This is a genomic window from Reyranella aquatilis, from assembly GCF_020880995.1.
Classification (GTDB): Bacteria; Pseudomonadota; Alphaproteobacteria; order Reyranellales; family Reyranellaceae; genus Reyranella; species Reyranella aquatilis.
Genome location: NZ_JAJISD010000013.1, coordinates 71918 through 84051, shown reverse-complemented (window position 1 = coordinate 84051; position 12134 = coordinate 71918). Strand labels below are relative to the sequence as shown.

11 protein-coding genes are annotated in these 12134 nt (G+C 66.6%); 8 read left to right on the top strand and 3 right to left on the bottom strand.

The genetic code is table 11. The features are described 5' to 3' along the window. Positions 1 to 2: 2 nt before the first annotated feature. The 4 genes from LJ725_RS24635 to LJ725_RS24620 all read left to right on the top strand — a co-directional run bounded on the left by LJ725_RS24635 (position 3) and on the right by LJ725_RS24620 (position 2979). Positions 3 to 686 (top strand): P-loop NTPase family protein, encoded by a 684-nt coding sequence (locus LJ725_RS24635; RefSeq protein WP_230553604.1) that lies wholly within the window; start codon positions 3 to 5, stop codon positions 684 to 686. Between the two features lie 13 nt (positions 687 to 699). Next, the gene (locus LJ725_RS24630) at positions 700 to 1161 is read left to right on the top strand and encodes a DUF2147 domain-containing protein (RefSeq protein WP_230553603.1); all 462 of its coding nucleotides are present in this window, start codon (positions 700 to 702) and stop codon (positions 1159 to 1161) included. Between the two features lie 16 nt (positions 1162 to 1177). Next, entirely contained in the window at positions 1178 to 1957 is a 780-nt protein-coding gene (locus tag LJ725_RS24625; protein ID WP_230553602.1) for an SDR family oxidoreductase, read from the top strand. A 281-nt stretch (positions 1958 to 2238) separates the two neighbouring features. After that, positions 2239 to 2979 carry an enoyl-CoA hydratase/isomerase family protein gene (locus LJ725_RS24620; protein ID WP_230553601.1) on the top strand — a complete coding sequence of 247 codons (741 nt, stop codon included), beginning with the start codon at positions 2239 to 2241 and terminating at the stop codon, positions 2977 to 2979. A gap of 36 nt (positions 2980 to 3015) precedes the next feature. Here LJ725_RS24620 and LJ725_RS24615 read toward each other — a convergent pair whose 3' ends face one another. After that, positions 3016 to 3549: a SixA phosphatase family protein gene (locus tag LJ725_RS24615; RefSeq protein WP_230553600.1), complete on the bottom strand. Its 534-nt coding sequence runs from the start codon at positions 3547 to 3549 to the stop codon at positions 3016 to 3018. Positions 3550 to 3661: 112 nt separating this feature from the next. Here LJ725_RS24615 and LJ725_RS24610 point away from each other — a divergent pair, with 112 nt between their 5' ends. Next, a complete protein-coding gene (locus LJ725_RS24610; RefSeq protein ID WP_230553599.1) occupies positions 3662 to 5821 on the top strand; it encodes an RNA degradosome polyphosphate kinase in 2160 nt (719 codons plus the stop codon). 86 nt (positions 5822 to 5907) lie between these two features. Next, the gene (locus LJ725_RS24605) at positions 5908 to 7413 is read left to right on the top strand and encodes a Ppx/GppA phosphatase family protein (protein WP_230553598.1); all 1506 of its coding nucleotides are present in this window, start codon (positions 5908 to 5910) and stop codon (positions 7411 to 7413) included. Between the two features lie 44 nt (positions 7414 to 7457). On the opposite strand, the gene rnd is transcribed toward LJ725_RS24605, so the two are convergent. Next, positions 7458 to 8615 carry a ribonuclease D gene (gene rnd / locus LJ725_RS24600; protein WP_230553597.1) on the bottom strand — a complete coding sequence of 386 codons (1158 nt, stop codon included), beginning with the start codon at positions 8613 to 8615 and terminating at the stop codon, positions 7458 to 7460. Between the two features lie 125 nt (positions 8616 to 8740). Between rnd and aspS the strand changes: the two genes are divergently transcribed. Next, positions 8741 to 10546: an aspartate--tRNA ligase gene (gene aspS, locus LJ725_RS24595; RefSeq protein ID WP_230553596.1), complete on the top strand. Its 1806-nt coding sequence runs from the start codon at positions 8741 to 8743 to the stop codon at positions 10544 to 10546. 82 nt (positions 10547 to 10628) lie between these two features. Beyond that, positions 10629 to 11192 (top strand): hypothetical protein, encoded by a 564-nt coding sequence (locus tag LJ725_RS24590; RefSeq protein WP_230553595.1) that lies wholly within the window; start codon positions 10629 to 10631, stop codon positions 11190 to 11192. Here the strand turns inward: LJ725_RS24590 and LJ725_RS24585 are convergent. Next, positions 11152 to 12129: a 2-hydroxyacid dehydrogenase gene (locus LJ725_RS24585; protein ID WP_230553594.1), complete on the bottom strand. Its 978-nt coding sequence runs from the start codon at positions 12127 to 12129 to the stop codon at positions 11152 to 11154. The genes LJ725_RS24590 and LJ725_RS24585 overlap by 41 nt on opposite strands. Positions 12130 to 12134 lie beyond the last annotated feature (5 nt).

The window sequence follows — 12134 nt, the reverse complement described above, 5'->3', positions numbered from 1 at the left end:
CCTTGGCGAACCAGCTCATCCTCGACCTCGCGCTGCCCCCGCCGACCTACGCGCGGGAGGACTTCGTGTTGGCGGACGGCAACCGCGAGGCGCTGGCCTGGATCGATCGCTGGCCGGACTGGCCGGCACCGGCCTTGTCCCTGAACGGCCCGTCCGGATGCGGCAAGACCCACCTGGGTCGCATCTGGGCGGTGCGCAGCCACGCCGTCGTGATGGAGGGAAGCGACCTCGTCGGAAAGAGCGTGGCCGATCTCACAGACCTCGCGGCGGCGACGCCGGCGATCCTCGTCGAGGAGGCGCAGCGGGCGCCCGAACGCGGGCTGTTCCACCTCTACAATCTCATGCGCGAGCGCGGCGGCTTCCTGCTCCTCATCTCACCGGAGCCGCCGGCGCGCTGGTCGATCGTCCTGCCGGATCTCGCCTCGCGGCTGCGTGCCGCGCCGGCCGTATCAGTATCGCCGCCCGACGACGAACTGCTGGGCTCGATCATCCTGAAGCAGCTGGCCGACCGTCAATTGCACGCAGGCGCCGGCGTCGTGCAGTATCTCGTCTCGCATATGGAGCGTTCGGCGGAAGCGGCGCGCCATGTCGTGGCCGCGCTCGACCGGCGGGCACTGACGGAGCGGCGTGAGATCGACCGGCGGCTGGCGGCGGACGTGCTGGCGGATCTCGCGGGCGCATCGTGAAAGGGAGTAGGCAATGAAGACGATCCTGGCGGCCCTGGCGCTCAGCCTCGTGGCCTCGGCGGCCTCGGCGCAGCAGGGGACGGTGATGGGGACCTGGCTTTCGGAATCGGGCGTGGCGCAGATCAGGATCGCGCCCTGTCCCGATGCTGCCAGCGGCCCGATCTGCGGCTTCGTGTCGAACCTCATCAATCCCAAGGGACCGGACGGTGCTCCCGTCGCGCCGGATGCCGCCACCGACTATCGCAACGAGAACGCCTCGCTGCGCACCCGCAAGGTGATCGGCATGCCGCTGATCTGGGGCTTCAAGAAGACCAACGATCCCAACACGTTCGAGGACGGCAAGGTCTACAACGGCGAGGACGGCAAGACCTACAGCGCCAACATCAGCCTGCTGCCCGACGGGAAGCTGCGGTTGCGCGGTTTCGTCGGCACGCCGATGTTCGGTAAAACGCAACTTTGGACACGCGTAAATTAGAAAAAAGGAAACGTAGATGGATATGGGTATCAAGGGCCGCAAGGCGATCGTCTGCGCGGCGAGCAAGGGACTTGGCAGAGGCTGCGCCGAGGCGCTGGCGGGCGAGGGCGTCGATCTGGTGATCAACGCGCGCACCAAGTCGGAGCTCGAGGCGACGGCGGAGGAAATCCGCAAGAAGTACGGCGTGAAGGTCACGGCGGTCGCCGTCGACGTCACCACCGACGAGGGCCGCAAGCAGGTCCTGGCGGCCTGTCCCGAGCCCGACATCATCGTCAACAACGCGGGCGGACCGCCGCCGGGCAACTTCCGGGACTGGAACCGCGACGACTGGATCAAGGCGATCGACGCCAACATGCTGACGCCGATCGAGTTCATCAAGGCGAGCGTAGACGGCATGATGAAGCGCGGCTTCGGGCGCATCGTGAACATTACCTCCAGTTCGGTGAAGGCGCCGATCGACATCCTGGGGCTCAGCAACGGCGCGCGCTCGGGTCTCACCGGCTTCGTGGCCGGCGTCGCGCGCACCACGATCCGTCATGGCGTGACCATCAACGGCCTGTTGCCCGGCCCGTTCGACACCGACCGCCTGCGCGGCACGACCAAGGCGCGGGCCGCCAAGGCCGGCCGCAGCTTCGACGAGGAATACGCGGCGGCCGCCAAGGCGCATCCGGCCGGCCGCTTCGGCACGGCCGAGGAGTTCGGCATGATGTGCGCGTTCCTGTGCAGCGTTCATGCGGGCTATATGACCGGCCAGAACATCCTGATGGACGGCGGGCAGTACCCCGGGACCTACTGACGGCTTCGGCGTCGGTCGAGACGTTCACGCAGAGAGCTTCGTCCTCGGTCCATCCGTAAGGCGCCGAAGCGGATGGGGCTCAACACCTCGGCGACAGGGATCATTCTTCGAGGCCCTGTCGCCGGGGCTTCATTCGTCTCGCGCATCACCAATGAAGCGCCTCCGCAACTGTGGACGGCGCCGGTTGCGGTCGCGTCGCCTCGACGACCGCATGAACGACTTCGTCGCCCAAGGGCGAGCACCTTCACACCAATTTCAGCGACCAAGCAGGGGACAATTCCATGGAACGTATCAAGGTCCGTGACTTCGACGATGGCGTCACGCTGTTCACGATCAATCGCCCGGAACGGCGCAATGCAATCTGCTCGAAGACGGCCATCGAGCTTCAACAGGCTTTCGCCAGGTTTGATAAGTCGACCCAGCGCGTTGCCGTCATCACGGGCGAGGGCAACGAAGCGTTCAGCGCGGGTGCCGACGTCAACGATGTCCCGGAGCTCTGGCGCTGCATTCCGACGGCAGGAGTGGGGACCGAAAAGCCCGTGATCTCCGCCGTGGCGGGTTGGTGTGTCGGCGGTGCGATCCTGTTGCCCATGATGAGCGATCTCGTCGTGGCGGCCGATAACGCGAAGTTCTCCTATCCCGAGGCAAAGCTCGGGTTGACGCAGGGAATGATCGTTGCAATGGCGGCTCGCATTCCCCACAAGATCGCGATGGAAGTGATCATGCTGGCGCGCATTCTCGATGCCAAACGAGCAAAGGAAGTCGGCTTCATCAATGACGTCGTGCCGGTCGGGCAACACGTAGACGCGGCCTTGTCCATGGCGCGAGAGCTTGCCGGTATGGCGCCGCTTGTCCTGAAGACGCTCAAGCGCTTTGTGACCAACTCCATCCTGCCGCTGGGGCCGAGCGAACAGATGGCGCGCGCACGGCGTGACCTGGAGGTCGTCAGCAGCAGTCACGACTACCAGGAAGGATTCGCCTCCTACAAGGAGAAGCGTACTCCGGTGTTCGAGGGCCGGTAGCGCGCGTGCGCGCGACGATATCCCTTTGATGGGATGTCAGCGATTGTCGAAATCGCGAGGGCGGACAAAGGCCAGTAGTTCGCAGGTTCCGGGGCCGAGGCTGCTCCAGGGACCTGGGGGCAGGCGAAGGCTCGCCAAGGCGCCGGTGGGATACTTCTCCCGCAGGAGCTCCAGCACTTGCCGCGGGCCGTGTCCGGCCAGGGCGACCGCCAGTTCGCCGATGCCCTCGTTGTGGCCGATCAGCAGGATGGTTTCGATATCCTCGGGCAAAGCCTGCAGTCTCTCCAGCAGCTCGTCTTCCGACGCCAGGTAGAGCCCTTTCTCCAGCGAGATGGGCGGCGCCGGACTGCCCAGGGCGCCGACCAGCGGTGCCAGCGTTTGGCGCGTGCGCATGGCCGTGGAACACAGGATCAGGTCGGGCCGCGGGGCATGATGGGCGATGTGCTCCGCCATCGTCTGGGCAGCCTGCTCGCCGCGGCGGTTGAGCGGCCGGTCATGGTCGGCGAGGCGAGGGCTGTCCCACGCCGATTTTGCATGCCGCAGGAGAAGAATCGTCTTCAGGCTGGTCATGTCAATAAATCCATCCGGAACAATGGTTTAGTGAATTGCCATGACACCGACATGTAGAGACGCTACCGTCCCTGTGCATAATTTCAGGGAGAGTGCCCCGGTTGGGGTCCACATGGACGCGCTCAACTCCGCCGATCCGGCTTCGCTCGAGATTACACCCGACAGTCCCCGACGCTTCATCAATCGGGAACTCTCGTGGCTGGCCTTCAATACGCGCGTCCTCGAGGAGGCCACCAACAAGCGCCATCCGCTGCTGGAGCGGGTGCGCTTCCTCTCGATTTCGGCGGCCAATCTCGATGAATTCTACATGGTGCGCGTGGCCGGCCTGGTCGACATGCTGCAGACGCGGTCGACGCTGCTCAGCGACGACGGGCTGACGCCGGCCGAACAGCTCGCTGCCATTCTCGACCGCGCCTCGATCCTGATGGCGCATCAGCAGGACGTCTGGGCCGCCCTTCAGGACGACCTGCGCGAGGCCGGTATCGCCGTACTCGACGCGGGTGAACTCACGGAGGCGGAGCGGAGCTGGCTCGACACCTACTTCATCGACCAGGTCTTTCCGATCCTGACGCCGCTCGCGATCGATCCGGCGCATCCGTTCCCCTTCATTCCCAACGGCGGCTTCTCGGCCATCCTCAAGCTGCAGCGCCGCGACGACCGGCGTCCGCTGATGGCGCTGCTGCCGCTGCCGCCGCAGGTCGACCGCTTCGTCCGCCTGCCGGGCAGCGACATCCGTTTCCTGCCCCTGGAAGACCTGATCGATATCTATCTGCCGCGCCTGTTCCCCGGGTACGAGGTGATCGAGCGCGCCTTCTTCCGGCTGATCCGCGACAGCGACGTCGAGATCAACGAGGAGGCCGAGGATCTCGTGCTGCTCTACGAGAGCGCGCTGAAGCGCCGCCGCCGCGGCGATCTCATCTCGATCTCGGTCAACAGTGCCATGCCGGCCGAACTGCGCGACTTCCTGTTCGACCAGCTCGAAGTGCCGGCGCAGACCCAGAGCGTCCATGTCTTCCATCTCGATCGCATGCTGAACATCGTCGACGTGAAGGCCGTGATCGTCGACGACCGGGCCGACCTGAAGTTCGAGCCCTACAATGCCCGCTTCCCCGAGCGTATCCGCGATTTCGGCGGCGACTGCTTCGCCGCGATCCGCGAGAAGGACATCGTCGTCCATCATCCCTATGAGAGCTTCGACGTCGTCGTGCAGTTCCTGCGCCAGGCGGCGCGCGACCCGGCCGTCGTGGCGATCAAGCAGACGCTCTATCGCACCAGCGCCGACTCGCCGATCGTGAAGGAACTGATTGCGGCGGCGGAAGCGGGGAAGACCGTCTCGGCGCTGGTCGAGCTCAAGGCGCGCTTCGACGAGGAAGCCAACATCCGCTGGGCGCGCGACCTCGAGCGCGCGGGCGTGCAGGTCGTCTACGGCTTCATCGACCTCAAGACGCACGCCAAGGTCTCGATGGTGGTGCGGCGCGAGGCAAATTCCATTCGCACCTACGTGCATTTCGGCACCGGCAACTATCACCCGATCACGGCGCGCATCTACACCGACCTGTCGTTCTTCACCTGCGACCCGGCGATGTGCCGCGATGCCGCGCGTCTGTTCAACTACATGACCGGTTACGCCCGCCCCGAGCAGATGGAGAAGATCGCCTTCGCGCCGGTGACGTTGCGTCCGACGCTCTACAGCCTGATCGATGCGGAGATCGCGAATGCCCAGGCGGGAAAGCCCGCCGCCATCTGGGCCAAGCTCAACTCGCTGGTCGACCCGGCGTTGATCGACCGGCTCTACACCGCTTCGCAGGCCGGCGTGCAGATCGATCTCGTGGTGCGCGGCATCTGCTGCCTGCGGCCGGGCGTGCCGGGGCTCAGCCAGCATATCCGCGTCAAGAGCATGGTCGGGCGCTTCCTCGAGCATGCGCGCATCATCTGCTTCGGCAACGGCAAGGCGCTGCCGTCACTGCAGGCCAAGGTCTTCCTGTCGTCGGCCGACTGGATGCCGCGCAACCTCGACCGCCGTGTCGAGCTTCTGTGCCCGGTTGAAAACCCGACCGTGCACGAACAGGTGCTCGACCAGATCATGGTCGCGAACCTGAAGGATGACGGCCAGAGCTGGCTTATGACCCCCGACGGAGACTATCGCCGGCCCCAGACCAGCAAGGAGCCGTTCATCGCGCATCACTATTTCATGACGAACCCGTCGCTCTCCGGCCGCGGCAGCGCGCTCAAGCTGAGCGGTGCTGTGCCGCGGCTGGTCTTGAGTTCCTGACGTGAAGCGGCGACCGGGCCAGCGGCGTCGGGTCGCGCCCCTTCCGACGCTGTAATCCCTCGCGGATTCGGCTAGACGGGGCGCGCATGGACGGCCACCCGATTGCAGGCGCCTCCGCCGCGCGCAGCCCCCAGGAAAAGGGCCGCGTCGGCATCATCGACGTCGGCTCGAATTCGATCCGTCTGGTCGTCTACGAGCGCGCAAGTCGCGCGCCTCTTCCTGTCTTCAACGAAAAGGTCCTGTGCGGTCTCGCGCGCGGTCTCGACGCCACCGGCCGTCTGAACCCCGAGGGGGTCGAGATGGCGCTGGCCAACATCGATCGCTTCGTGACGCTCGCCCACAACATGAAGGTGACGTCGCTCGACCTGCTGGCCACGGCGGCGGTTCGCGATGCCGCCGACGGTGCGGACTTCATGCGCCAGCTCGCCAGCCGTCCGGGGATCGTCGCGCACACGGTGAGCGGACAGGACGAGGCTCGCTATTCGGGCTACGGCGTGATCTGCGGCATTCCCGATGCCGACGGCGTCATGGGCGACCTGGGCGGCGGCAGCCTCGAACTCGTTTCGATGTCCAAAGGGCAGCTCGGCGCGTCCAGCACCCTGCCAGTCGGTCCGCTGCGCCTGATGTCGTCCGGCAGGGGCGATCCCCGCAAGATCGTCGCCGATGCGATCGAGAACGTGCGCTGGCTGCGCGAGGAGCAGGGCAAGACCTTCTACGCCGTGGGCGGCGCCTGGCGGTCCTTCGCGCGCCTGCACATGGAGCAGGCGGGCTATCCGCTGCACATCATCCACCAGTACGAGATTTCGGCGGAGGAGGCGCGGGCGGTGGCGCGCCTGATCGCCGTGCAGAGCGCCAAGTCGCTGGAGAAGATGCCGGGCGTGTCGCGCCGACGCGTCGACACGTTGCCGCTCGCCTGCCTGGCGCTCGACAAGCTGCTGGTCGCGCTGAAGCCGAGGAGCGTCGTCTTCTCGGCATTCGGCCTGCGCGAGGGCTTCTACTTTTCACGGCTGAGCGAGGCGGAGCGGACGTCCCATCCGCTGATCGCCTTCGCCGAGGAGCAGGGTGTCGGCTGGCGCCGCTTCGACCTGTCGCCGCAGGAAATCTTCGACTGGCTGACGCCGGCCTTCGACGACGAAAGCGCGGGCGATCGGGTGCTGCGGACCGCGGCCTGCCATCTGAGCGACATCTCGTGGGACGATCATCCCGACTACCGCGCCGACCAAGCCTACTTCCGCGTGCTGCACCTTCCGGCGCCCGGCATGAGCCACCGCGAGCGGGCGATCCTCGCGATGGCGCTGACCTATCGCTACAAGAGCGACCTCAAGGCCGCGATGATCGACACGGCCCTGCGCCTGACCGACGGCAAGGCCCGCAGCTACGCACGGCGCCTCGGCGCCTGCCTCCGGCTCGCCTACAATCTGAGCGGCGGTGCGCCGGGCCTCCTGCCGCAGCTCCAGCTGCGCCGCACCGACCGCGAGCTGCGGCTGCTGGTGCCGGCGGCTCTCAAGCGCAGTTTGGGCGATGTCACGGCCCGGCGCCTCGAGACCGCGGCGCAGGCCTTCGACCTCAAGCCGATGATCGTGTCGGCCTGAGCGTCACTGGAGCGCGCCACTCAAAAGGTGCGCTCCCGGGAAACTCAGGATTCCGATGGCAGCCTGATGAGCTTAGGCTGGTCGCCCGCCAGCGCCAGCGCGAGGCGGCCTTCGATCAGGTCTACGGCGTCGCCACCGAACACGTCCTGCCGCCAGCCCTTGAGGGCTGCGATGTCGCGCTTGCCGGCGGCCAGGCGGTCGAGTTCGTCGGCGCTGGCCACGAGCCGGCCGGCGACGCCGGCCTGTTCCGCCTTGAGGCGCAGCAGGGTGCGCAGCAGATCGACGATGGCGCCGGGGGCGCGGATCTGCTCCGGCGCCCGGTCACGCACCGGCAGCTCCGATTCGGGCAGGGCGCGCGCCCGCTCGATCGCCTCCATCAGTTCGCGGCCCTGCCAGCCCTCGGCGAAGCCACGGCCGAGGCCGCGGGTAGCGGCCAGTTCCTCGATCGACTTCGGGGCGTGGGCGGAGATCTCCAGGAGCTGTTCGTCGCGCAGCAGGCGCTGGCGCGGGATGTCGATGCGCTGCGCCGTCCGCTCGCGCCAGGCGGCAACCTCCTTCAGGATCGCCATGACGCGCGGCGAGGCGCCGCGCGGCTTCAGCCGGCGCCATGCCTGCTCGGGGTCGGCGCGATAGGTCGCCGGGTCGTTCAGGACGGCCATTTCCTCGGCGATCCAGGAGAACCGGCCGGTCTTGTCGAGCTGCTTCTTCAGCTTCTCGTAGACCACCCGAAGATGGGTGACGTCGGACAGGGCGTAGGTGATCTGACGCTCGCTGAGCGGGCGGCGGCTCCAGTCTGTGAAACGGCTCGACTTGTCGATCTTGGCCTTGGCCAGCCGGGTTGCGAGCGATTCGTAGGAGGCGGCCTCTCCGTGGCCGCAGACCATGGCGGCGACCTGGGTGTCGAACAGGGGGCCCGGCACCTTCTGGAGGCGCAGGTAGAAGATTTCGAGGTCCTGGCGGGCGGCGTGGAAGACCTTCAGGACCTTGGGGTTCAGCATCAGCTCGTCGAGCGGGGCGAGGTCGATGCCCTCGGCCAGCGTGTCGATCGCGGCCGCGTCGTCGGGGCCGGCGACCTGGGCCAGGCAGAGCTTGGGCCAGTAGGTCCGCTCACGCATGAACTCGGTGTCGACGGCGACAAACTCGGTATCGGCGAGAGGCTTGCAGAAAGCCGCTAACTCGTCGGTCGTGGTGATGAGCTTCATTGGGAACGATCTATAGACCCGGCGGCGGCTCCGGCAAAGTTGCCGTGAACGGAAAGTGGCCAATCCCTTGACTTGGCTCGGCTTTGGGTGCCTTTTGCCGGGCCTCAAAACCCGGAAAATACGTAATGTCTTCAGTCTACCGAACCCATACGTGCGGCCAGTTGCGGCCCGAGCATGTCGGCCAGCAGGCCCGTCTTTCAGGCTGGGTGCAGCGCAAGCGCGACCACGGCAATCTGCTGTTCATCGACCTGCGCGATCACTATGGCGTGACCCAGGTGGTGGTGGACGTTTCGAGCCCGGTCTTCAAGACAGCCGAGGGCGTGCGTAACGAGAGCGTGATCACCGTGACCGGCAAGGTCGTGGCCCGCGAGCCCTCGACGGTGAACGCCAAGCTGGCGACCGGCGCCGTGGAGCTGGATGCCGCGGAGATGGTCGTCCAGTCGATGGCCGAGCCGCTGCCGATCCCGGTCTATCAGGAGAACGACACCACGCCGGAGGAGCTGCGGCTCAAGTACCGCTTCCTCGACCTGCGCAAGGACAAGCTGCACAAGAACATCATGCTGCGCAGCCAGGTGATCGCCAGTCTGCGCCGCCGGATGATCGACCAGGGCTTCACCGAGTTCCAGACGCCGATCCTGACCGCCGACAGCCCCGAGGGCGCGCGCTCCTACCTGGTGCCGAGCCGTCTGCATCCCGGCAAGTTCTACGCGCTGCCGCAGGCGCCGCAGATGTTCAAGCAGCTGCTGATGGTGTCGGGCTTCGACCGATACTTCCAGATCGCGCCGTGCTTCCGTGACGAGGATGCGCGCGCCGACCGCTCGCCCGGCGAGTTCTATCAGCTCGATTTCGAGATGAGTTTCGTCACCCAGGAAGATGTGTTCGAGGCGATCGAGCCGGTGCTGGGCGGGGTGTTCCAGGAGTTTGCCTCCTTCAACCGCGAAACGCCGCGCAAGGTCTCGGCCTTCCCGTTCCCGCGTATCCCGTTCGCCGAGGCGCTGCTGTCGTTCGGCACCGACAAGCCCGACCTGCGCAACCCGCTGCGGATCTTCGAGGTGGGCGAGGTCTTCGCCGGCTCCGACTTCAAGGTGTTCGCCGGCATCGTCGCCAAGGGCGGCGTGGTGCGTGCCATCCGGGCGCCCAAGGCCGCCAGCCAGCCGCGCAGCTTCTTCGACAAGCTGAACAGCTGGGCCCAGGGCGAGGGCAAGCCGGGTCTCGGCTACATCACCCTGGAGAACGGGGCCGGCAAGGGCCCGATCGCCAAGTTCGTGGCCGACGAGCGGCTGGCCAAGCTCAAGGAGCTGACCGGCGCCGAGGACGGCGATTCGGTGTTCTTCGTGGCCGACACGGCCGACACGGCCTGGAAGTTCGCCGGCCAGGCGCGCACCAAGATCGGCCAGGAGCTGGGCGTGATCGACGAGGACCAGTTCGCACTGTGCTGGGTCGTCGACTTCCCGATGTTCGAGTACGACGACAAGCTGAAGAAGATCGACTTCAGCCACAACCCGTTCTCGATGCCCCAGGGCGGGCTCGAGGCGCTGGAGACGCAGGACCCGCTGACCATCAAGGCCTGGCAGTACGACATCGTCTGCAACGGCATCGAGCTGTGCTCGGGCGCCATCCGGAACCACAAGCCGGAGATCATGTACAAGGCGTTTGGCATCGCCGGCTACAGCAAGGAAGAGGTCGAGGCCCGCTTCGGCGGCATGCTCAACGCCTTCAAGTTCGGCGCGCCCCCGCACGGCGGTGCCGCACCGGGCGTCGATCGCATCGTCATGCTGCTGGCCGACGAGCCCAACATCCGCGAGATCATCACCTTCCCGATGAACCAGTCGGCGGTCGACCTGATGATGGATGCGCCGGCCGAAGTGCCCGCCGAGAAGCTGCGCGAGCTGCACATCGGGTTGCGTCTGCCGCCTGCCAAGAAGGACTAGGTCTGGTACGGAGAGTGCAAATTGACTGAACCGGAAAGGTTCAGTACGATCAATGAGTTATAGTCTTTTTATAAAGAAGATTATGAGCTCATTTAAGCTCTCCGTTTTCCTCGTCCTGCCATTGGTGGTGGGGCAGGCCCTGCTCACGGGCGCCTGCGGCGTTCCCGTCGCCGTGTCTGCGGCGAGCTATGCGGCGGACGGCGGTCTTCTGGCGACTTCCGAGAAGACCTCGACGGACCATATCGCTTCGGTCGTGACCAAGCAGGATTGCGCGGTCTGGCGCGTGTTCAGGGGCCGCCAGATCTGCTCGGCCCGCGCCGACGGCACCGATCCCTACAATACCGATTACACAGAACCGCAGCGCTCCGTGTCGGAGAGCGGCGTCGAATACACGGCGCCGCTGCGGCCGGCGCCCAACGCCCCGGCCACGAGCTGGGATGCCGCGGCCTACAAGACGCCGACGGCGCTACCGTCCGCCGCCGAGGGGCCGATGACCGCCAGCGCCGAACCGGCAGCTGCCAGCGCGCCCGCGACGGCGCCGGCAAAGGCGGCGGCCTCGACGACCCGGTCCAAGTCCAAGAAGCCGAAGACCGCGCAGCGCTCGCCTAAGAAGCCTTCACGAGGTCCGGCGGCGACTGCCCCCTGAGCAGGAAGGCCTCGAGATTGTCGAGCGCCTTGAAGCCCATCGCGTTGCGCGTCTCGACGGTGGCCGAGCCCATGTGCGGCAGCAGGAACGCGTTCTCCAGGTCGTAGTAACCTTGATGGATACGGGGCTCGCCGTCGAAGACGTCGAGGCCGGCGGAGGCCAGGTGGCCGCTCCTCAGGGCCGCGATCAGCGCCTCGTCGTCGACCACGCCGCCGCGCGCCGTGTTCACCACGATGGCCCCCTTGGGCAGCTTCGCGATCCGCTCGGCATTCACCCACTTGGCGGTCGCCGGCGTCATCGGCGCGTTGATCGACAGGAAGTCGCAATGGGGCAGCATGTCGTCGGCATTGGCGTGGAAGACGGCGCCCTTCTCGAGGTCGGGGGCCAGCCGGCTGCGGTTCGAATAGTGAATCTGCATGCGGAAGGCGCGCGCCCGGTCTGCCGTCGCCTGGCCGATACGGCCCATGCCCAGGATGCCCAGTCGCTTGCCGGTGACGTGGGTGCCCATCAGCTGCGTCGGGGTCCAGCCGACCCATTTGTGGGCCCGCAGCATGCTCGCCCCCTCGTGCGCCCGGCGCGCCGCGCCCAGCAGGCAGAGCAGGGTGATGTCGGCGGTGGCGTCGGTCAGCACGTCGGGCGTGTTGCTGACCACGATGTTTCGCTTGGCTGCCGCGGCGACGTCGACATGCTCGTAGCCGACCGAGAAGGTTGCGATCATGCGGACGGAGGCGGGCAGGGTGGCGATCGTCGCGGCGTTCAGGGCATCGCCCGCCGCGCACATGATGGCGTCGAACCCGTCGGCGGCCCTGGCCAGGGCGGGACCGTCGTAGAGCCTGTCCTCGGGGTTGAGCTGGGCGTCGAAGTTTGCCGCCAGGCGTGCCTCGACGTCGGGCGGGAAGTGCCGGGTCGCCAGGACCCGGGGCTTGCCTTTGCTCATCGAAA